This window comes from Oculatella sp. LEGE 06141, assembly GCF_015207605.1.
In the GTDB taxonomy this organism is placed as follows: domain Bacteria; phylum Cyanobacteriota; class Cyanobacteriia; order Elainellales; family Elainellaceae; genus Oculatella.
This window is the reverse complement of record NZ_JADEWO010000055.1, coordinates 1-21820: the sequence shown is the minus strand read 5'-3', so window position 1 is coordinate 21820 and position 21820 is coordinate 1. Positions and strand designations below refer to the sequence as shown.

The window sequence follows — 21820 nt, the reverse complement described above, 5'->3', positions numbered from 1 at the left end:
CTACTTAACGGTCAAGCTCAGCCATTTCTGGCAGTTACAGGCCAAGTAATGTGACTAGGAAAGCGGCGCAAACAGTTCTCCGAGGTTCTGTAAATCAACGTTGCCGCCGCTAATAATCACACCAATGCGATCGCCAGGAGTAGCGACAGCTTTTTCCAACAATGCGGTGGCCGCAAGCGCTCCCGTTGGTTCAACCACCAATTTGAGCCGCTCCCACAGAAAATACATCGTTCGCAGCAAAGCAGCGTCCGACACAGTCACAAAGTCGTGAACATGATTCAACACCAAAGGAAAGGTGAGGCTGCCCAGAGAAGGAGTGCGTGCCCCATCGGCGATCGTGTCAGGGTTATGTACCGTTTGTAGCGTCTTACTGTGGAACGATCGCGCCGCATCGTCGGCTTGCTCTGGTTCAACACCAACCACTCGACACGAGGGGGCTAACGCCTGAGCTACGATCGCACATCCAGACAGCAGCCCACCCCCACCACAGCACACCAGCAATTGGTCTAGCTCGCCAACCGCCTCAATCAGTTCTTTTGCGGTTGTCCCCTGTCCAGCAATCACATGGGGATGGTTGTAGGGTGGCACAACGGTATAGCCTTCTTCCTGTGCCATTTGTTGACACAGCGCTTCTCGGTTCGTTTGCGAGCGATCGTACAGAACAACAGTGGCACCATAGCCGCGTGTAGCCGCTTGTTTCACCATCGGAGCATCATCAGGCATGATGATAGTGGTTGGAATATTGAGCAACCTTCCGGCCAGGGCGATCGCCTGTGCATGGTTTCCAGAGGAATAGGCCAACACACCCCGTTGTCGCTGCTCATCGGCAAGCTGCGCCAGGGCATTATAGGCTCCCCGAAACTTAAAAGAACCCGTGCGCTGGAAGTTTTCACACTTAAAAAACACCTGGCTACCTGTGCGCTCGTTCACAGTACGCGAGGTCAGGACGGGCGTTTGATTTACCTGCCCCTGCAAAATAGCTGCCGCCGCTTCAATATCGGGATATGTCACCCAGAATGAGGGACTCGTTTCAGTCTCAAGAGAATTCATTGAGCGATCGCAATACCATTGCCATCCAGTCTACACAGTTTAAGCATATGAGGTTGGTATATATTGAGTCACGCTGTAATCACCCCTATCTCAAAGAAGATGTACAACCCGACAGCCAAATCTCACGATAGCTTTTAGCACCAAACCAGAGTGCGTATCTGATCAATTTTTTATGAAACATGCCCAGCGGATTTTGCTAACGTTGTGTTGTCTATATGCCCTCTATTTATGTAAAACCGCATTGGGAATCAACCTGTCTACCAAGTACACCGCGTGGAGCGTCTTCAAACTTCCTCTACGCTTTGTCGATCCCAGCTTAAAAATTTAGCTCCGTAGGGTCACTTTTTCCAGGCAAAGGAGGCAGACTAGCAGACCCTATCTTCTGGCTTTAGAAGCCTCACAAGTTTACCGGATTAATTTATTGTAACTTTTAATACACATCGCCGTAGATATGGTATCCATTAGGTATTCCTTTCGCACAGGGGTACCACCAAAGCGGGATGTTTTAATTTGCGCTATAGCCCGTCAGATCAAGACCTTTTTTCCGGTTGCCGCTTCATTGTCCAACTGATTTCAACTCTATTACTTTCTCGGATGGATAAGGTGAATTGCCATTGTCCATTCCTCTCTTCAGCGTGGAGTGATTTCTGTGAATTCGATCAATTCGTCGCCCAGCCCTCAGGGGTTGGCGGCAGACATCATTGGTTCGCGGCACTTGCCCAATTGGTTGAATGACCAGTCCATCAGTCTGGCCATAACGACGTACCAATCCTCACGCTTACTACTGCTAGGTGTGACTCCAGACGGGAGGATTTCAGGGTTTGAGCGACACTTCGATCGCGCCATGGGGCTGTATGCCACGTCAGAACGGTTGTATTTGAGTTCTACTTACCAAATCTGGCAACTGGATAATGTGCTGGCCGCAGGGCAGCAATACAACGGTTATGACCGATTATATATACCTCGCGTTGGTTACACGACGGGCGACTTAGACATTCATGATCTGGCTATTGATGATTCTGGACGGATGATCTTTGTCAGCACCTTACTCAACAGTTTGGCAACTTTGAGCCAACAGCATAGCTGCACTCCCCTATGGCATCCCTCATTCATTTCAAAACTGGTGAATGAAGACCGTTGCCATCTCAACGGTTTAGCCATGCTCGACGGACAACCGGGCTACGTCACCGCTTGTAGTCAGTCGGATGTAGTCGATGGCTGGCGAGAGAAACGGCGTACTGGAGGATGTGTGGTTGATTTGCGATCGAATCAAACGGTGTGTACGGGCTTGTCCATGCCCCATTCGCCTCGCTGGTATCGCGATCGCCTCTGGCTATTGAACTCTGGCACCGGAGAGTTTGGTTATGTTGATCTGCAATCAGGCCGATTTGAAGCCGTTACATTTTGTCCAGGATACTTGCGTGGACTGGCCTTTTGGCACAATTTTGCCATCGTCGGCCTGTCTAAACCGCGCCGTGGTGAGCAAACGTTTGGTGGCTTAGACCTGGACGATCGCCTCTTAGCTCAAGACGTTGAACCCCGTTGTGGATTCATGATCATTGATCTGACAACAGGGAATATTGTTCATTGGCTGCGGCTCGAAGGGGTCATCAATGAGCTGTACGATGTCCAAGTGTTACCCCAGGTGCATCGCCCGATGGCATTGGGCTTTCAAACCAATGAAATTGCTCAATTACTCACCCTCGATTCGATCGCTCCACTGTTTGATCACGCACTACAACCAGACAACACAATGCCTGTGCTGGAAGCGGCACCCTGGCAGAAGTGAACGCCTAACGCCTTCAGCGAAACGGTTCCCAGGATTCAACAACCGCCACAGATCAATGCACCCGTTGGGGCAGAACTTCACTATCTCAAACCTTTATTAAGGAAGGCTTTAACCATATGGCTACAACTAATCCATCTTCTTTAGGTTTTGGAACTGCAACGAATGTACCAGTAGGAACGCGCCCCCTGGGGCTTGCGGTAGGTGATTTTAATGGGGATGGCAGACTTGATTTGGCAAGCAGCAATACCTCATCCTCCAATGTTTCTATTCTCCTGGGTACAGTATCAGGTGGGTTCAGCAGCGCCACAAACTTTGCCACAGGAAACAGTCCCTATGACGTAGTGGTCGGAGACTTTGACGGGGATGGCAAGCTTGACTTGGCTGCCGCCAACTTCAATTCCAACACTGTCTCTCTGCTATTGGGCAATGGCTCCGGTGGGTTTGGTGCGCCTACCAATTTTGCAGTTGGTACTCGACCGGCGGCAATTGCCACTGGAGATTTCAATGGGGACGGCAAGCTTGACCTGGCTACCGCCAACTTCTCAAGCAACAACGTTTCAATTCTGCTCAATAATGGCAGTGGGGGCTTTGCTGCTGCTACCAACTTTAACAGCGGCTCCGGTTCTTCTGGTATTGTAGTGGGCGACTTTAACCGAGATAATCGCCTCGATCTTGCCGTATCGAACCGTGATTCTAACAACGTCTCAGTACTGTTAGGCAATGGATCGGGCGGGTTTGGTACAGCCACAAACTTTACGGTAGGAACAGATCCAGTTTCGATCGCCGCAGGAGACTTCAATAACGATGGAAATCTTGATTTGGTAGCGGCAAATTATGGTGCAGGCAACAATACTGTCTCTGTGCTGCTCGGTAATGGATCGGGTGGGTTTGGCACTGCAACTAGCTTCACGATAGGAACACGTCCCTACGATGTCACCACTGGCGATTTTAACGGCGACGGCAACCTCGATATCGCCACTGCAAACTACGACACCAAAAATCTTTCAATAGTGCTAGGAAATGGTTCTGGGAGTTTTGGTAGTGCCATTAACTTCGCAACCGACACTGGCTCTGCCGGGATTGAAGCAAGTGACTTCAACCAGGATGGAAAACTGGATTTGATTACAGCAAACTATGGTGCTAATACTATTTCCACACTGACTAACCGCACCAATTTGGTGGTTACCGATGCCATCACTGGCTTAGTTGATGGCACTCAAGAGAGAGTTGTGTCGTTGGCCGCTAATCTCAAAGCGGGCACGTTAGTAATTAACAGCCTTGCGCCTGTTAACGTCAATGTAACGGGCTTTGTTAATGTCCTGGGAACCCAGTTAGGCGACAGCATCACGGGCAGTAAAAGAGCCAACTCGCTCAGCGGTAACGGAGGCAATGATACCCTTACTGGCTTAGGAGGCAATGATACCCTTAGCGGAAATGATGGTGATGATGGAATTAACGGCGGTCTGGGTGCTGATAAGATTAGCGGCGGCGCAGGTAAAGATACCCTTACGGGTGGAGCAGGAGGCGATCGCTTCATCTTTGATACTGGCACGCCGTTCAACAACACCATTGGCAAAGACCGCATTCAAGACTTTGCAAAAGGGCAAGACAAGATTGTGCTCGATCGCACCACCTTTACGTTCCTGGGTAAAAATGTCAGTTTTGCATCCGTCCAGACGATCGCTCAAGCCCGATCCAGTTCTGCATTAATTACCTATATCCGATCCAGCGGTCGGTTGTTCTACAACCAGAACGGGTCGGCTGGCGGATTTGGCTCAGGCGGGCAATTTGCTGTCATTGCAAACTCTACTTCAGCCAATGGAGCGCTAACGGCTAACAACTTCGCGGTTCAAGCGTAATCATTCACCTGCCAGGTTATAACCCAACCCATTGAGTCCTTTCTGATGGGCTGGGTTAACCTGCCAAAACCAGCAACGCTAAGACAGCAGACATACTATAGAAGAACCGTTTGCTTGCGTTTTGCTAATGAGCTATTGCCTCAATCCTGCTTGTCCTCAGCCCCAAAACCCGAATAATGCTAAATTCTGTCAGGCTTGCGGATCGAGGCTGCAAGTTGCTCGGCGGTATCAGGCATTAAAGCTGATTGGGCAAGGTGGGTTTGGCAGAACCTTTTTAGCCGTTGATAGTACCGATCCAGCTAAACCCCAATGCGTACTCAAACAGTTTTTTCCGCGTCAGCAGGGAACCAGCCAGAGACGGGCGATCGAGCTATTTCATCAAGAAGCACTGCGCCTAGCAGAACTGGGGCAACATCCGCAAATCCCGGCATTGCTGGATCATTTTCAGTGGAATGACAGCCAGTATCTCGTTCAAGAATTTATTGACGGCCTTAATTTGGAACAAGTCCTGGCTGCCGAAGGAGCCTTTAATGAAGCTCAAATTCGCGCCTTGCTCTCCGATTTATTGCCCGTTTTAGACTTTATTCACCAAAACCAGATCATTCACCGCGACATTAAGCCAGAAAACATCATTCGACCCAACAGGGGCGATCGCCTCGTGCTGGTAGACTTTGGCGCATCCAAATTTGCAACGGGCACCGTCTTAGCCCGCACGGGAACCATGATTGGCAGTGCAGGCTATGTGGCTCCAGAACAGGCAATGGGAAAAGCCTGCTTTGCCAGCGATCTGTATGGGTTAGGCGTAACCTGCATCCACTTGCTGACCGCCCTGCATCCGTTTGATTTATATTCAGTCAGCGAAGATCAATGGGTGTGGCCGCAATACTTACCAGAACCCGTTAGCCGCAGTTTAGAGCAAGTATTAGATCACCTCTTGCAACGAGCAACCCGCCAACGATACAGCAACGCAACAGACGTTCTTCAAGACCTTCAGCGCAACGGCAGTTTCGTTCGCAGTTCCCCAAAGGTGGTCGGTTCCGTTGAGCCAATGCATCGAACGGTGCGTTCTCATCGGCTCAAATCCCATCGAACCAAACGACCAGCGGCTTCCCCCACTATGCGCCGCAGTCCTGCGGCTAAAGCCATTCCACCCTGGCAATGTGTTCGCGTTCTCACAGGGCACACCGGAGGCATTACCGCCGTTGCGGTTAGCCCCAGCGACCCTATCCTGGCCAGCGGCAGCAGCGACAAAAGCATCAAGCTATGGAATCTACTGACCGGAGAACTGCTGCATACCGTTTCGGGGCGATCGCTCTGGTTTGGCAATGGTCATAGCGATCGCATCAGTGCTTTGGGGTTCAGCCCCGATGGGCAGATGTTAATCAGCGGCAGTGATGACAGCACAATCAAGCTGTGGGATATGACAAACCAGAAATTGATAGAGACGCTGCCCGATCACGGTTGGGTTGTTTCAGCGATCGCCGTTAGCCAAAATGGGCAAATCCTGGCGAGTGGCGGTGGCGATGGTGTCATTCACGTGTGGGACTTAACCACCCAGACGTTAATCACTAGCCTGTCTAAACATCGTGACTGTGTGACGTCCCTTATTGTTAGCCCCGATGGGCAAACCCTGATCAGCAGCGGTGAAGATAAAACCATTCGCCTGTGGGATTTGAAAACCGATCGCCTGATCACCACCTTAAAAGGACACAGCGATCGGGTTAGCGCCATTGCCGTTAGCCCCGACTGGCGGATTTTGATCAGCGGCAGTTGGGATCGAACCTTGAAGTTGTGGAACTTGAGCCGAGGCAAACAGATAGAGACATTAGCGCACCACACCGACCAAATTACCAGCATTGCGGTTAGTCCAGACGGAGAATGGTTTGCCAGCGGCAGTGACGATAGCACCATTCGCCTGTGGAGTTTACCCGATGGCGATCGACTCTGTACCTTACGAGATGCGTGGGGGGTAACGAGTCTCAGCTTTAACACAGAGGGTCAAATACTCGTCAGTGGTAGCGCGGATGCTACTGTTAAGATCTGGCAATACCAACCTCCTAAGCAACAGTGAGGATGATTTTGACAGGCGAGGGCACCTCACTGGTTGCGTAAATTTGAGCAAGGCCGAGCTTCATCACGCATGGCCTTGTTTACCGTTTTACGGCCCTGACAACAGAGATTTCTGGCTTCATCTCAGTTTTTTGCAGATAAAGAGACGGAAAACCCCTACCCGATTGCGCCACAAACGAGTAGCATACAGGTAGCAATGCCCCAGTCCGGCATTGATGTTGAGTTGATTAGATGCATGGACCCAAGTCCATTCCCACACAGTATTTACCTCCCTTGAGTTGGTGAGCAGGTCTCCCGGCGCGAGGGAGATTTAGGAGGTTTAACATGCTCACTCAGGATGCGCGTGCTTCGCTGGCAGGTTTTGATGACTTTAATCGACTCAAGTTTGAGATTAATCAACTCCCGGCCGTGGATGCCGGCGATTACATCACCGACTTAGCGCCAGAGCAGCAGGCGATCGCGTTTCGGCTGCTCAACAAAGACAAAGCCACGGACGTGTTTGAATATTTACCGCCCGATGTGCAGGAGAGCTTGATTAGCTTCCTTCAGGCAGCACAGGTAAAGCACCTGGTAGAGGGGATGCGCCCCGACGACCGGGCAGAACTGTTTGATGAACTCCCGGCCAAAGTGGTGCGGCGGTTGTTACAACAGCTAAGCCCTGGCGAGCGGCAGGCGACCGCCACCATTCTCGGCTATCCCGAACAGACGGCTGGACGGGTAATGACCACCGAGTATGTGCGGTTGCAAGAGGGGTTAACCGTTGCCGCAGCGTTAGAAAAAATTCGGCTGAGCGATCGCGACAAAGAAACGGTCTACTATGCTTACGTCACCGACAGCAACCGCAAACTGGTGCAGGTTGTTTCACTGCGTCAGTTGGTCTTCTCGATTCCAACCGCCCTGATTCGCGACATTGCCAGCAATCGGGTGATCAAAGCCTATACCGAAATGCATCAAGAGGATGTCGCCCACCTGATGCAGCGCTATGACTTGTTAGCCCTGCCAGTGGTCGATCGTGAAGATCGGCTGGTCGGCATCATTACCATTGATGATGTCATTGACATTTTGCAGGAAGAAGCCACCGAAGATATCCAGAAACTAGCTGGGGTCGCTGGTGGCGATGAAGCAGCATTGTCACCGCCTCTGGTCACGATTCAAAAACGGCTTCCCTGGCTGTTGGGTAACATTGGGCTGTACATTGGTGCTGCAAGCGCGATCGCTCCTTTTCAGCATGTCATTTCTCTGGTGCCCGTTTTAGCGGTAATTATGCCCATTCTTTCCAACACCAGTGGTAATGTTGCGATTCAGGCGCTCTCGGTCACGGTGAGAGGGTTAGGCGTTGGAGAAGTAACGCCAAAGGATACCTTACAAATTTTGCGTAAAGAGGTACTGGCCGGACTGGGAACCGCAGTAGCACTGGGGTTAGCCCTGGGCCTGTTGTCATTGATCTGGTCTGCGCCGCAAGATCGCTGGGTGGCATTTGTAGCGGGTTCAGTGATGGTCATTAATGTATTCGTTGCGGCAACGGCTGGCACACTACTACCAATGGGTTTAAAGCGGATCAATCTCGATCCAGCGTTAATCAGCGGTCCATTGCTCACTACAACATTAGATGCTGTTGGGTTTCTTACCTTTCTCGCCCTGGTTTCAATTACCCTGAGGTTCATGGCATAGTGTTCTCTTCACAGTTGAAATCCCATTTCGGCGAGGGTTTGGCGTAATCGTTTTGCTTCAGTTGGGTTGCGCTGTTCATGGAGAGCGATCGCCCGACCAAATGCCGTCATGCTTTCGGGAACTCGTCCTAATTTCAGCAAGACAACGCCTAGGTTTTGATGCGCTTCTGCATGGTTGGGATGCAATTGAATCGCGGTTTGATAGTGATCGATCGCTTCTCTCATGTGTCCCATTGCCTTTAGCGTCATTCCCAGGTTGTAATGAGCAGTGACCAGGGTTGGATCAATGGTTAATGCTGTTTCATACGTTGCCCTGGCCTCAACCAATGCCCCTTTTGCTTTGAGTAAATTACCCAGGTTGTTGTAAGCACCCAGCTTTAAACGTTCCAGGATGGGTTGTGCGATCGCCATCTGATAATGATGTTCTGCCTGTATCATGTCTTTGATTTGGCTGTAGGCAATGCCCGAGTGATAGTGCAACTCATACAAAATAGGAACATCATTGCGACTGCACTGCAACCCTCGCTTAAGTAAATCAATTCCCTGCGGCACATCGCCCATCTGCACATACAGCGCCCCCAATTTGCTGCACACATACGGATCGGTGGGATGCGCCGCCAAAAATCCTTCCATTGTTGTTTTGGCTTTCTGAAGCTTGTCTCGTTGCGCGATCGCCTCTGGGTGGTAGCCATAGTGCAACACAGCAACCTCTGACCAATCAATGATCTGCCAGTGAGGTTCCCGCTGAAGCAATGAATGGACGCTATCATCTATCAGGGCATGGTAAGGACGAGAGAAACAGATATCCGAATGACGACGAAACAGCCGCGAGACTAACGAATAGGGAGACTGAGCCGCTCCTACCTCTTGCCGTACCAGATTCACCACTAGCGCAGTGGGATGGGCGATCGCCTGCTGCAACTGCGGCACAATGCCCGAAACCAGGACTTCATCCGCATCCAATACTAAAACCCAATCTCCACTGGCATAGCGCAGCGATTCGTTGCGGGCAGCAGCAAAGTTATGAGTCCAGGTAAAATGAAACACCTTTGCACCATACCGTTGCGCGATCGCCACCGTCTCATCAGTAGAACCCGTATCGAGCACAATCACTTCATCCACCACAGCTTTAACACTGTCGAGGCAACGAGGCAATTGCTTTGCCTCGTTTTTGACAATCATACAGAGGCTCAATCTCATTCCAGTTCGCCCTTATCGCCTTTGTGAAGATCCACGCCTGACCCAATCCTACCTTTATCTATCGCTCCTAGAATTTAGACAAGACACAACGCGACACAGATTCAACTTGTGAATCCATAGTTCAGTGCGATCGCCCATTAGCCGCAGGAAGCCTCATGTCACCCTCGCTCCCAGAATTTACCCTTGGTGTCGAAGAAGAGTATCAAATCATTGATCCAACCACGCGAGAACTGCGTTCTCAAGGGGAACAGGTCTTGGCCGAAGCGCAGAAAACGCTCGGTAAAGACATTCAGCCTGAAGTGTATCTCTCGCAAATTGAGATTGCGACCCCGGTATGCCACACGTTAGCCGATGTGCGATCGGCATTGCTGTATTTGCGGGGTCAAGTCATTGCAGCCGCCGCTAAAACCAATAGCCAGATTGCCGCCGCCGGAACGCACCCCTTTTCCGAGTGGGCTAAACAATCCGTGACCCCTAAAGAGCGATACCAGGGTTTAGTGCGAGATTATCAGCAGATTATGCGGGAGCTAATCATCTTTGGCTGCCATGTGCATGTGGGAATTAGCGATCGCGAAATTGCCATTCAAGTCATGAACCGCGCCCGGACATGGCTGGCTCCCATGCTGGCCTTAACGGCAAACTCTCCTTTCTGGTTAGGCGAAGATACTGGATACGCCAGCTATCGCACCTTGCTGTGGAGCCGCTGGGCAACGGCAGGGCCGCCCTCCTCGTTTGCCTCACGGGCAGACTATGATGCGCTGGTGGATGCCCTGATTGCCGCCAGAGCCGTTAGGGACGGCACCAAACTCTATTGGGACATTCGACCATCCGAACGGTTTGAAACCCTGGAATTTCGCGTTACAGACGTGTGCGCTACAGTCGATGAAGCGGTGATGATGGCTGGAATCACTCGCGCCCTGGTACAAACCTGCTATGAACAGGTTGTGCAAGAAAAGCCATTTGCAGACGTGCGGCCTGAACTATTGCGGGCGGCGCAATGGCGAGCGGCTCGATTTGGCCTAGACGGCGATTTGATTGATGTGGTCAATCAGCGATCGCTGTCCGCCCCAGACCTGATCGAAACCCTGCTGACCTTCATCAAACCAGCGCTAGAAACGCAAGGAGATTGGGACGAGGTTAGCACCATCGTTTACCAACTTCTAGAAAACGGCAACGGCGCTACCCGCCAACGGGCCGTTTACCAGCAAACGGGACGACTGGAAGATGTGGTAGATTACCTCGTGGCCGAAACAGCCAGAGGAACTGTTAGCGATTGACCTATTAGCAATAGTCAGCATCGTGTAACACAATTAACGTCATTCGCTGCGATCGCTCTACCCGTCTGATAAGTTTATAGATTGAGCCAGATACGATCCGCAACACTCGTGGATCGGTTCTTTGGCCAATCAGGCATTTGAGGATGAATCAGTAGAGTATCGCTATGGCACTAATTGTCCAGAAATACGGTGGCACCTCGGTTGGTTCTGCTGAGCGGATTCAGTCCGTCGCGCAGCGCGTTTGGCAAACGGTTCAGGCCGGACATTCGCTGGTAGTTGTTGTATCTGCAATGGGCAAAACAACAGACCAGTTAGTAAAGCTGGCAAACCAGGTGTCGAGCAACCCCAGCCGCCGTGAAATGGACATGCTGCTCTCCACCGGAGAACAAGTGTCGATCGCCCTTCTGAGCATGGCGTTACAGGAGCTAGGGCAACCCGCCATCTCGCTGACCGGGGCACAGGTGGGCATTGTCACCGAAGCAGAACACAGCCGCGCCCGCATCCTCAGCATTGAAACTAACCGCATCCAGCGCCATTTGCAAGACGGCAAGGTGGTAGTGGTGGCTGGTTTCCAGGGCATTACCAGCTTGACAGACCTTGAAATCACCACGTTGGGACGGGGCGGTTCAGATACCTCAGCCGTGGCGCTGGCTGCCGCCTTGCGGGCAGAAGCGTGCGAAATTTACACCGATGTTCCCGGCATTCTCACCGCCGACCCTCGCCTGGTGCCAGACGCGCAGCTCATGGCAGAAATCACCTCAGACGAAATGCTAGAACTGGCCAGCCTGGGTGCAAAGGTCTTGCATCCGCGATCGGTTGAAATTGCGCGGAACTATGGGGTCACGCTGGTTGTGCGATCGAGCTGGAGCGATGATCCCGGCACCAAAGTGCTGTCGCCCATGCCCCAATCGCGACCGATTGAAGGGCTGGAGCTGGTGCATCCCGTTGATGCGGTCGAGTTTGATACCGATCAAGCCAAGGTTGCCTTGCTGCGCGTGCCCGATCACCCCGGCATTGCCGCGCGGCTGTTTGGCGAAATTGCCGCCCAACAGCTTGATGTTGACTTAATTATTCAATCCATTCATGAGGGCAACACCAACGACATTGCCTTCACGGTGGTGAAAGACTCGCTCAACCGCGCCGAAGCCGTCGCGGCTGCGATCGCCCCAGCCTTACGCAACCAGGTTCCCGCTGCTGGCGAAGCCGAAGTCATGGTCGATCGACACATGGCAAAGGTCAGCATTGCAGGAGCAGGCATGATTGGACGACCGGGAGTAGCCGCTCACATGTTTGGCACCCTGGCAGCGGCAGGAGTCAACCTGCAAATGATCTCCACCTCTGAGGTCAAGGTGAGCTGTGCCATTGCCGCCGAGGATTGCGATCGCGCCATTGCAGCCCTCTGTCAGGCATTCAACGTCACCAGTTCTCCTTTGAACCGCGAGGCAACCGTACCGCCCAACCAAACCGTACCGCCCGTTCGTGGTGCCGCACTGGATCGACAGCAAGCCCGGATTGCCATTCGCTATGTGCCCGATCGCCCCGGTATGGCTGCCAGGATCTTCAAACTGCTGGCCGATCATGTCATTAGCGTCGATATGATCATTCAGTCGCAACGCTGCCGCCTGGTTAACGGGGTTCCCACGCGAGACATTGCCTTTACGGTGGCTCAGGTTGATGCCGCTAACGCGCAATCGGTTTTACAGCAGGCAATTCCAGACCTTGGCTATGGCGAAATCACCGTTGATGAGGCGATCGCTAAAGTCAGCATTGTGGGTACGGGAATGATTGGTCGTCCCGGTATTGCGGCTCGTATGTTTGAAGCGCTCGCCAAGCAGCAAATCAACATCCAGATGATTGCGACCTCCGAAATTAAGATTAGCTGTGTCGTAGCTGAAGACGAAGGAATCAAAGCGCTACAGGCGGTTCATGCCGCCTTTGGGCTGGCGGGTAACCAACAGATTCAAGTTCCCGCGTGAGTTACTTCACGCCCAAATACACTTCTTCAGCCACCCGTTTCAAGCGCTTCAGTTGAGCTTGCATATCTTGCTGTGTCCACTTAGCCGCAACGGTGTTGAACCCATAGCGGATCAGCGGATTGGGAATATCAAACTCAAATCGGTTTAAGAGCCGCGTCCCACCGCGATGAGGCTGGCATTCCCAGCGATCGCGCCCCTTAAAGAAGCCGCTAAAACCCCAAACCACCAGCCCTGGTTCGCGTTCTACTACAACGCTAGTTAAGGTGGGTTGAATCAACGGCACTTGAATGATAAAACGGCTGCGGCTGCCCACATCGGTACTCCATTCGCCAATGGGTTCACACCGCAAAACCGGATTGAGCCAGCGATGCATCAGGGTGCGATCGGTAATGCACTGTTCTACCGCAGTGGCACTGGCACGAATTTGAATAGACTGCTCAAATACTTCAACTGGCATCCAGCGTTTACTTTAACCCAACTCAACCGATTTAACTGTCAGTGCTGTCTATTGATACTGTAGCGAGAATTGCAGCCATCGCCGTACCGCCAGAAAGTTAGACACTGTATTAATCGTTAATGCAATACAAAAAACCATTGCAAAACGTTGTTAAACCAGACGCAGTATTCGAAAAGACTTGTTTTTCCCCCGAAAAGCGATACACTAGCAGCAAAAATCACCCAATTTACGCTTTTTTTACGGCTTAATTATCTACAAAGGTAGATGCGAAACCGTAGACTGCATTCTAATTTCATCTGTATCTGTTGACCGAGGCTCAGTGAATTCCGCAGCAGGGCTACTTGCCAAGTGAACGTCATCAATTCTTGCGGTCAGCAGCCAAGCATCCTTGGCAGATGTCTGTAGTTATCTGAAGGGAACAATGAACGAGACTTTAAACGGCTTAGTGCTGGGAGCAATTCCTGCACTAGTGCCTAAATCAGCGATCGCGTCTGCATGGTTAGCGCAGACCACCACCCCTACAGGTGGGGAAAATTTCATTCAAACCATCGGCACAGATTTGGGCACATCGTTACCCAATCTTTTGCGAGCCATCTTTATTTTGGTGATTGGTTGGCTGGTTGCCCTGATTGCATCGGCGATCGTCAAAGGCATTTTGAAACAAACCAGCATCGACAACCGCATTGCCCGGTGGGTCACTGGCACCCAGTCATCGGCTGAGTCCCCTCCGATTGAAAAGTGGATTGCCAGTGCGGTCTTCTGGCTCATTTTCATCTTTACTATTGTTGCTTTCCTGCAAGCACTTCAACTCACTGCCGTTACGGAACCGCTCAACAACTTCCTTAACCAGGTCATTGGTTACCTGCCGTTATTAGGAGGGGCACTGATTCTGTTAGGCGTGGCATGGCTGATTGCCACACTGGTCAAGCTTATTGTTGTGCGAACCCTCAACGCCTTTAGAATTGACGAGCGGCTGGGGCAGCAGTTAGACGATCGTCCAACCCGAACGGTTGACCCCTATACTGCCGAGCCGTATGTTGGCGATCCGACCGATCCCAGAACCACTACCCCTCCGCCGACTACCCCTCCTACCACTACAGCACCGCCCCCCAGCAACAATCAGTTTTCGCTCAGCGAAACCATTGGTAATGCGCTGTACTGGTTTATCTTTCTGCTGTTTTTACCAGCCATCCTGAATGCGTTGAGGTTGCAGGGTACGCTTCAACCTGTACAGCAACTGCTCAATGAAATTCTTTCCATTCTGCCCAATATCTTTGCAGCCATCTTAATTGGAGCCGCAGGTTGGCTAATTGCTCAGGTTGTGCGGCGAATTGTCACTAATTTTCTGGCAGCGACTGGTACCGATCGCATCGGCGCTCGCTTTGGGTTAGGCCAAACGGCAGGCAGCAATTCCCTGTCCTGGATCGTTGGCACCATTGTTTATATTCTGATTTTGATTCCAACCGCGATCGCAGCGTTAAACGCGCTGCAAATTCAGGCCATTTCTCAGCCTGCGATCGCCATGCTCAACCAGATTTTGAATGCGTTGCCTGCTATTTTCACAGCCGCCGTCATTCTAATCATTGCCTATGTGATTGGGCATTTCCTCGCGGATCTGGTAACCAACATCCTCACTGGATTGGGATTCAACAACATCTTTTACTGGTTAGGGCTGCAATCGACCCCCTACACCCCAACAGATGCCAGAGTTCCGCCCGCACAACCCGAAGGGATCACCCCAGCCGCACCACCCACAACGCTTCCCAGCAAAACACCTTCCGAAGTCGTTGGCATTGTGGTTTGGGTAGGCATCATGCTGTTTGCGGCTGTTGCAGCCATTCAAGTGCTTAACATTGCAGCGCTCACAGCCTTGATTACGGGCATCGTGGTCATTTCAGGCCGTATTTTGGCGGGTCTTATCGTCTTTGCCATTGGCTTATATTTAGCCAACCTGGCCTACAGCATTATCACCAGTTCCGGTGGACGACAGGCGCAGATTTTGGGGCAAACGGCTCGAATTGCCATTATTACCCTGGTTTCTGCGATGGCGTTACAGCAAATTGGTGTGGCTAGCGATATTGTGAACCTGGCCTTTGGGTTGCTGCTAGGCTCCATTGCCGTTGCGATCGCGATCGCCTTTGGTTTGGGCGGTCGAGAAATTGCGGCAGAGCAGATTCGCGGATGGCTATCCTCCTTACGCAGAGATAACCCACCGTACTAATCCGCCGTACTGCTGATCAGGAATCAAGGATTGTGGGGCTGATGACCTGCTTCCGATTCTTGATTCCTCGCTTCTATGGTGCGGTTGCCCTCCAACCGGGCTTTGAGCTCTTCTCTCACTCGGCTTAAAATGGAGGCTTCGTCTAGCGTTGCCAGGATTCGACTAATGACCGCCTTGGGGCCATCAGGTCCCCAGGAGGCACCGTTCGCCAGATACACTTTTGCCACTTGTCCAATTCCATAGGACGACACCCCAGCCACCCCAGCCTGGGTTAGCGCCACCGAGAGATAAGGAGCTAAGGATAGCCCTCCAGTGGCCGGGGCAGACACCCCCAACAGCCCCTTCAGAGAACTCAGCCCTAAGGTTGCTAACAGCTCGCTGGCGGTAATGCCCCCCATGCCGATCGCGATTTTTTGCAACAGCCCGATGGCTCCCTGCTGCGTCATAGCAATGCCATAAAGTTTGGATAGCGTTAAGATCATCGCCACATCAATCACAGCCCCACTTAGCAGATCGATGACGGTAATCGGATTGATGGCGATCGCCACTGCTTTGGTAACGACTCCGTTCCAGATCACCTGACTGGCATAGCGATCGCGAATCTCCATTTTGCGCTGCACCAACTGCTCGTTCACATCATCGGCATACAGCATGGTATTAAGCGCAATCAGCGATTTGCCTTCCCGGTGTAAAACTTCCAGAATTTTGAGCTTCAGTTGCTCCACTTGCGGTTCACCCTGGCTCAATTGGGCGGCCATTGTGCCATCTGGCCGCCGCACCGCTCTAGCCACCAGCGGCGAGGCCGCCGCCATGACAATTTCGTCGGGGGATAGCAACGCTTTAACCCGCTCATCGCGAATTTTGTGATAGATAGCCAGTCGATCGGCCTGGGGGTATTGATCCATTTTGTTCAACACCAGCAAAATCGGCTTGCTGGCCTGCCGTAACGCCGAAAGCGCCTCATATTCAACCTTGGTCATATCCCCAGCAATGACAAACAAAATCAGGTCAGCCTGTTTTGCCAACTGCCGAGCCAGCGCTTCGCGGGTTTCGCCGTCCACTTCATCAATGCCAGGGGTGTCAATTAGCTCAATCCGAGAGTCGCCTAGACCGGGGAGAGCCACTCGCAAAATGTCCTGGTCGCTGTTGGCGATCGCCTCTCGTTTAACGCTCCAGTTCGCGGTTTGAACCGTGCGGGTTACGCCATGCAGCGGCCCCGTTTCAAATACAGGTTGACCCAGCAGCGCGTTCAGCATTGACGATTTTCCTCGCCCAACCATGCCAAACACGGCAATATGTACGACCTGACGATCGAGCTTATCCAGCAGCGACTCCAGGCTTTGAATTTCAGCCTCTAAACCGCTGCGTTCCCGTTGGGTCAGGTCTAAGTTGCCGACTAGCTCATGTAGGGCATCCTGAGCCTGTCGATAATTTAGCTCTGCTTGAATATCTTCGAATCCGAGGATGGTATCGTCCAGAGCCGCGTCTAGCTCAAGAGACTCTTCCCCCAAAGGAGGCTCTCCCAGACGGTCTCTATCAGATTCAAACGGCGGATGATGCAAACTCAACCTCCCAGCGATACCTCAACGACAGGTAGCTGTTCGATCGTATCTATTTATGTGGGTGTTTATTTGGGTGAAGCGATGAGCTGGTCAGCGAATGGGTCAAAATGGCACGGAATCTGAGGCGATCGTTAAAAATCTAAACTTTGCTTGTTCAAATCGAAATAACGAGCAGACAAACCAGAAGCTTGAGGCGTAAATACCGAGGCAGTTTGCACCACCTGAGCCTGTTCTACTTCTATCTGGACTTCTTTTACCCAGTCTTCAAACCAATCTGTTGTGGAATTGGCAACGCCAACCGACTCCGGCAAATTGTTGGAGAGATAGGCACGATGCGCCATGTCGGTCATGTAGCCGACGTAGTTTCCCATCAAGAAGTAAACAGCCATCAGGGCAGCAGCGGCAACAGAAACCAGAAACCCCGCCAACATGAGCGAAAATTCGCGACTCTCGACGGCTTCCTGCATCAGATGCAGCGCCCACGCGACTAAGCCAATAACAATGATTAAAATAAAAAACATTCTTAAATAAATTGTAATTAACTGTAATACTTTACGTATTGTAACAGATTCTCAGACGGGTTGGGAACGAAGGCCAGTAAGCACAATTGCTCAACTTTGAGATGTCTTCCTCCATCGGTCAGAGTTTCGTATTGTAAAGCCTATCTCAGGATACCTCTGCAAAAATGCTGGCAAACAGCGAGTTCTGCCAGGGATTGCGCCCCCAGCACCGTTTCCAGACTTGAATAAGTAGAAAACCAGAACTTAATCGTTTCTAGATTCTTAAGATTCTGGGTTACTGGTTCATGAATTGTTGCGATTCTGATCGACTGGCAACACTTTTCAAACACGGAATGTCGCGCGTGTCGGCTTCAGCGACGCTCAGCCAATGCCACGTACTGCGACTTACAAGCATGTGGATTTATAACTATGCTTCATTCGTGCTCCCAGGCTCAGCCAGACCAGATGATTGCGATCGCCCCTTAACCGCGCCTGACCAACTCCACAGCATCTCGACCATCCAACTCCTGTAAATACACCTTGACCTGCTCATCTTTAGCCGTTGGCAGTTCTTTGCCAGTGAAATCGGGGTGGATCGGCACTTCTCGATGCCCCCGATCCACCAATACCGCCAGCCAAATCGCGGAGGGTCGGCCATATTCGTTCACGGCATTCAGCGCGGCTCGAATGGTTCGGCCTTTGTAAATCACGTCATCCACCAGCACCACAGTCATCCCAGACAGGTCAACCGAGATGTCTGTCCTGGCAGGGGTACGAATGCCGATCTGGTCGAGGTCATCCCGATAAAACGTAATATCCAATGCGCCCACGGGCACTTTCACCTGTTCTAGCACCTCGATTTGTCGGGCAAGCAGGTTGGCCAGCGGCACACCCTTTGTGTGAATGCCCAGCAAAACAACCTTCGATAAATCTGCTGCCCGTTCCACAATTTGAGACGACAGACGAGTGGCCGTACGGCGAAGTTCGTCAGATGAGAGGATTTGAATCACTTCAGGAGGCATAGTCAAGCAGCACTCAAGACAGGTAAGCCGTGCATCATCACCATAGCAATCCCCAACCACAGCAAAAAACTGGTTCGCGTCAGGTTCATCGCCTGGTTGATCTGTTGAGCCGTAATCGGCTGTAACGGGTCTCCCAACAGCGGCTTGCGTTTGGCAACGCCGCGATACCAGTTGGTTCCACCCACCTGCACCTCTAGAATAGCGGCGTAGGCGCATTCGCTCCAACCAGCATTGGGACTGGGGTCTTGGGGTGCATCGCGGCGGCAAAGTCCCCAAACATATCGCGGTCGGCCTGATAGTCCCGCCAGGGTCAATACCGTTAGCCGACAGGGAATCCAGGTCAGCCCATCTTCTAAACGAGCGCTACACCAACCCAGATCGGTGTAGGGTGCTTCTTTATATCCCACGGTTGAATCCAGGGTGCTAACGGCTTTGTAGGCCAGAGCCAGGGGAACACTCCCGATGGGCAGCATAGCGCCAACGATCGCCCAAAACAAGGGAGCCATCACCCCATCGGTGGCATTTTCTGTCACCGTTTCCAGGACGGCTCGCAGCAGTTCCGATTCTGATAGCTGTTCCGTATCACGACCCACATACTGGCGCAGGCGCAGCCGTGCCGTTGCCAAATCCCCTGTTTGCAGCGGTTGCAACACGTCTGTTGCCGCCGCTCTGAGGCTGCGTCCAGCAAAGCAGCTTGCCAGTAAACTACTTTCGATCGCCCCACCGACCACGGGATGAATCACCGTTGCTGCCCACACCATGCCCCAACCGATCGCACCACTGCACAGGACGATGGCGATCGCTAAAACAACTCCCGCCCCTTTCAGGCTAAGCGGATGCGCCAACCGCTTCAGCACAAACCGAGTGTAGACGTTGATGCCCCAACCCATCACCTGCACCGGATGCAGCCACTGTTTTGGATCGCCAATGCCATAGTCAATTAATGCGGCGATCGCCAGCACCCAAGCAGCATGGTTAAACAACATGACGAACCAACGTGATACACCAACCTGGCAATGACCGCCACCGACTATTTCATCCTTACCGCAGGTTGCAGCCGGGAAACGATGCGTCAGAATCGAGAGACAATAGGGGTTTGCTGTCTGGATCGACTCAGTTCAACGGCCAGCGCCAATCTATATATTGAAGTCTTTGGGTGTCTCAATGTCTAACTTTTTTGCCTTTGAAGCCGATTTTGTGGAATCACTGCGATGCATTCCGATGCAGGTACGCTACAAGCTGGATACCTGCGGCATTAAGTTAAAACTTTCCCACTGGCATCAGTTTACATCTGCGGAACGGCAGTCTCTGGTTGAGATGCCCTGCACTACCGCTGATGAGATAGCAGCCTATCGATCGCACCTGCAAACCCTGGTTGTCAATCATACGGGCGATCGCCCCTCAGACTTAGCCATTGCAGCCGATCCAGACTGGATGAACCGAGCCACCATTCCCGATAGCGTTGTAACCCAGGGGCAGGCCGTAGGCAAACCGCTGACGCTAGAGCAATGGAGCGCATTAACGCCAATCCAGCGGTTTGTGTTGATCAAACTCAGCCGCTCGAACCATGAGAACAAGAATTTTTTGCCGGCGCTGCAAGAATTTCATCTAGCCTGAATCAATTCACTTTTATAGATAACACTGGCTTACCCTCGCGATAGAGTTGAAGTGTTGATTTGCGGCTGCGTTTATGTCTGAGTCTGCTGCTTCGTTACGTTATCCTTTGACTGCCAAAGTTGATCAGGTTGATGACTACCACGGCATCAAGGTCGCCGATCCGTATCGGTGGTTAGAAGACCCCAACTCAGACGAGACGAAAACCTGGATTGCCGCCCAGAACGAAGTAACCTTTGGCTACCTCAATCAGCTTGCCAGCCGCGAACCCATTAAGGAACGACTGACGCAGTTGTGGAATTACGAAAAGTTCAGCATTCCATTCAAAAAAGCCAACCGTTACTTCTACTTCAAAAATGACGGCTTGCAAAACCAGGATGTTCTTTACACCCTGACGGATTTAGCAGCAGAACCACAGGTGCTCATTGACCCCAATACCTTCTCGGCAGATGGCACGATCGCCCTTTCTGGAATTGCGCTGAGCGAAGATGCCAGGTTAATTGCCTATGGGGTTTCTGCCTCTGGCTCAGACTGGCAAGAGTGGAAGGTGCGGCAGGTGGAAACCGGAGCGGATTTGCCCGACCACGTGCAATGGATTAAGTTCTCAGGAGCAAGCTGGACTCGCGACAACCAGGGCTTTTTCTACTCTCGCTATGACGAACCCAACGACGCCAGCAAACTGGAAGATATTAACTATTTTCAAAAGCTCTACTATCACCAGGTAGGAACGGCACAGAGCGATGATGTTTTAGTGTACGAACGTCCTGACCAGAAAGACTGGATGTTTGGCGCTCAGGTAACGGAAGACGGTCGATACTTAATCATTGATGTCGATCGCGGCACAGAGCCTAAGAATCTGGTGTTTTGGAAAGACCTGACCCAACCCAATGCGCCAGTGGTGGAATTGATTAACACCTTCGAAGCGAGCTATCGCTTGATTGAGAACGAGGGCAGCATCTTTTGGTTTACTACCGACCTGGATGCACCGAAAGGCCGGGTAATTGCGATCGACCTCACCCATCCTGAACAGGAGCACTGGCGAGAACTGATTCCAGAAGCCGTCGAAACCTTGTTAGGCGTTAGCGTCGTCAACCAGCAATTCATCGCGTTTTACCTCAAAGACGCGCACACCCGGATCAAAACCTTTCACCTCGACGGTACCTTTATTCAAGACATCGAGTTACCCGGCATTGGTGCGGCTCGCGGGTTTGACGGCAAACGGGAGGACACCGAAACCTTCTACAGCTTTACCAGTTTCACCACACCCACCACCATCTACCGCTACGACTTTGCCACTGGAGAAAGCACCGTCTTTCGGCAGCCGCAGGTTGATTTCAATCCAGACCAGTATCAAACCACACAAGTGTTTTATACCAGCAACGATGGCACACAGGTGCCCATGTTTATCGTTCACAAAACCGGAATCGCGCTGGATGGTAACAATCCTACTTATCTCTATGGCTATGGTGGGTTCAACATTTCACTGACGCCGTTCTTCTCGCCTAGCAATCTGGTATGGATGGAAATGGGAGGGGTGGTTGCTATTCCAAATT

General features: G+C 51.9%; 16 protein-coding genes. 9 read left to right on the top strand and 7 right to left on the bottom strand.

Translation table 11 applies throughout. From position 1 onward, the window contains the following. Positions 1–54: 54 nt before the first annotated feature. Complete coding sequence (locus IQ268_RS25615; RefSeq protein WP_193885172.1) at positions 55–1050, bottom strand: threo-3-hydroxy-L-aspartate ammonia-lyase; 996 nt, start codon at positions 1048–1050, stop codon at positions 55–57. 649 nt (positions 1051–1699) lie between these two features. Here IQ268_RS25615 and IQ268_RS25610 point away from each other — a divergent pair. The 4 genes from IQ268_RS25610 (at position 1700) to mgtE (ending at position 8439) form a co-directional block, all read left to right on the top strand. Further along, complete coding sequence (locus IQ268_RS25610) at positions 1700–2839, top strand: TIGR03032 family protein (RefSeq protein WP_193885170.1); 1140 nt, start codon at positions 1700–1702, stop codon at positions 2837–2839. 116 nt (positions 2840–2955) lie between these two features. Further along, positions 2956–4698 carry an FG-GAP-like repeat-containing protein gene (locus tag IQ268_RS25605; protein ID WP_193885169.1) on the top strand — a complete coding sequence of 581 codons (1743 nt, stop codon included), beginning with the start codon at positions 2956–2958 and terminating at the stop codon, positions 4696–4698. 127 nt (positions 4699–4825) lie between these two features. Next, on the top strand, positions 4826–6769 hold the full coding sequence (locus IQ268_RS25600) for a WD40 repeat domain-containing serine/threonine-protein kinase (RefSeq protein ID WP_193885168.1): 1944 nt from the start codon (positions 4826–4828) through the stop codon (positions 6767–6769). Positions 6770–7092: 323 nt separating this feature from the next. Beyond that, positions 7093–8439: a magnesium transporter gene (mgtE, locus tag IQ268_RS25595; protein WP_193885167.1), complete on the top strand. Its 1347-nt coding sequence runs from the start codon at positions 7093–7095 to the stop codon at positions 8437–8439. Between the two features lie 8 nt (positions 8440–8447). Here the strand turns inward: mgtE and IQ268_RS25590 are convergent, their stop codons facing one another. Further along, positions 8448–9638, bottom strand: coding sequence for a glycosyltransferase (locus IQ268_RS25590; RefSeq protein WP_193885166.1), 1191 nt, complete (start codon positions 9636–9638; stop codon positions 8448–8450). Between the two features lie 155 nt (positions 9639–9793). On the opposite strand from IQ268_RS25590, the gene IQ268_RS25585 reads away from it, so the two are divergent. Together IQ268_RS25585 and IQ268_RS25580 are read left to right on the top strand one after the other, a co-directional pair. Next, on the top strand, positions 9794–10915 hold the full coding sequence (locus IQ268_RS25585; protein WP_193885165.1) for a carboxylate-amine ligase: 1122 nt from the start codon (positions 9794–9796) through the stop codon (positions 10913–10915). Between the two features lie 164 nt (positions 10916–11079). Then, positions 11080–12891, top strand: a complete 1812-nt coding sequence (locus IQ268_RS25580) for an aspartate kinase (RefSeq protein WP_193885164.1) — start codon at positions 11080–11082, stop codon at positions 12889–12891. 1 nt (position 12892) lies between these two features. Here IQ268_RS25580 and IQ268_RS25575 read toward each other — a convergent pair whose 3' ends face one another. Beyond that, the gene (locus IQ268_RS25575; protein WP_193885162.1) at positions 12893–13348 is read right to left on the bottom strand and encodes an SRPBCC family protein; all 456 of its coding nucleotides are present in this window, start codon (positions 13346–13348) and stop codon (positions 12893–12895) included. A gap of 421 nt (positions 13349–13769) precedes the next feature. On the opposite strand from IQ268_RS25575, the gene IQ268_RS25570 reads away from it, so the two are divergent. Continuing rightward, entirely contained in the window at positions 13770–15569 is a 1800-nt protein-coding gene (locus IQ268_RS25570; protein WP_193885160.1) for a mechanosensitive ion channel, read from the top strand. 23 nt (positions 15570–15592) lie between these two features. Here the strand turns inward: IQ268_RS25570 and IQ268_RS25565 are convergent, their stop codons facing one another. From IQ268_RS25565 to cbiB, 4 genes are all read right to left on the bottom strand, one after another. Continuing rightward, entirely contained in the window at positions 15593–17080 is a 1488-nt protein-coding gene (locus IQ268_RS25565; protein WP_228035723.1) for a GTP-binding protein, read from the bottom strand. Positions 17081–17262: 182 nt separating this feature from the next. Next, positions 17263–17652 carry a hypothetical protein gene (locus IQ268_RS32435; protein WP_228035722.1) on the bottom strand — a complete coding sequence of 130 codons (390 nt, stop codon included), beginning with the start codon at positions 17650–17652 and terminating at the stop codon, positions 17263–17265. A 461-nt stretch (positions 17653–18113) separates the two neighbouring features. Next, the gene (gene pyrR / locus IQ268_RS25555; protein ID WP_228035726.1) at positions 18114–18653 is read right to left on the bottom strand and encodes a bifunctional pyr operon transcriptional regulator/uracil phosphoribosyltransferase PyrR; all 540 of its coding nucleotides are present in this window, start codon (positions 18651–18653) and stop codon (positions 18114–18116) included. Between the two features lie 2 nt (positions 18654–18655). After that, entirely contained in the window at positions 18656–19639 is a 984-nt protein-coding gene (gene cbiB, locus IQ268_RS25550) for an adenosylcobinamide-phosphate synthase CbiB (RefSeq protein WP_193885155.1), read from the bottom strand. Between the two features lie 178 nt (positions 19640–19817). Between cbiB and IQ268_RS25545 the strand changes: the two genes are divergently transcribed. Together IQ268_RS25545 and IQ268_RS25540 are read left to right on the top strand one after the other, a co-directional pair. Beyond that, entirely contained in the window at positions 19818–20270 is a 453-nt protein-coding gene (locus IQ268_RS25545; protein WP_193885154.1) for a nitrate reductase associated protein, read from the top strand. 73 nt (positions 20271–20343) lie between these two features. Beyond that, positions 20344–21820 (top strand): prolyl oligopeptidase family protein (locus tag IQ268_RS25540; protein WP_193885152.1); only part of this gene is annotated, 1477 nt, incomplete at its 3' end.

What these genes read in the sequence shown, in the direction of transcription:
- IQ268_RS25575 (WP_193885162.1), bottom strand. Translation starts at nt 13,348, where the DNA reads ATGCCAGTTGAAGTATTTGAGCAGTCTATTCAAATTCGTGCCAGTGCC.
- pyrR (WP_228035726.1), bottom strand. Translation starts at nt 18,653, where the DNA reads ATGCCTCCTGAAGTGATTCAAATCCTCTCATCTGACGAACTTCGCCGT.
- IQ268_RS25570 (WP_193885160.1), top strand. Translation starts at nt 13,770, where the DNA reads ATGAACGAGACTTTAAACGGCTTAGTGCTGGGAGCAATTCCTGCACTA.
- IQ268_RS25580 (WP_193885164.1), top strand. Translation starts at nt 11,080, where the DNA reads ATGGCACTAATTGTCCAGAAATACGGTGGCACCTCGGTTGGTTCTGCT.
- mgtE (WP_193885167.1), top strand. Translation starts at nt 7,093, where the DNA reads ATGCTCACTCAGGATGCGCGTGCTTCGCTGGCAGGTTTTGATGACTTT.
- IQ268_RS25545 (WP_193885154.1), top strand. Translation starts at nt 19,818, where the DNA reads ATGTCTAACTTTTTTGCCTTTGAAGCCGATTTTGTGGAATCACTGCGA.
- IQ268_RS25585 (WP_193885165.1), top strand. Translation starts at nt 9,794, where the DNA reads ATGTCACCCTCGCTCCCAGAATTTACCCTTGGTGTCGAAGAAGAGTAT.
- IQ268_RS25605 (WP_193885169.1), top strand. Translation starts at nt 2,956, where the DNA reads ATGGCTACAACTAATCCATCTTCTTTAGGTTTTGGAACTGCAACGAAT.
- cbiB (WP_193885155.1), bottom strand. Translation starts at nt 19,639, where the DNA reads ATGTTGTTTAACCATGCTGCTTGGGTGCTGGCGATCGCCGCATTAATT.
- IQ268_RS25590 (WP_193885166.1), bottom strand. Translation starts at nt 9,638, where the DNA reads ATGAGATTGAGCCTCTGTATGATTGTCAAAAACGAGGCAAAGCAATTG.
- IQ268_RS25600 (WP_193885168.1), top strand. Translation starts at nt 4,826, where the DNA reads ATGAGCTATTGCCTCAATCCTGCTTGTCCTCAGCCCCAAAACCCGAAT.
- IQ268_RS32435 (WP_228035722.1), bottom strand. Translation starts at nt 17,652, where the DNA reads ATGTTTTTTATTTTAATCATTGTTATTGGCTTAGTCGCGTGGGCGCTG.
- IQ268_RS25615 (WP_193885172.1), bottom strand. Translation starts at nt 1,050, where the DNA reads ATGAATTCTCTTGAGACTGAAACGAGTCCCTCATTCTGGGTGACATAT.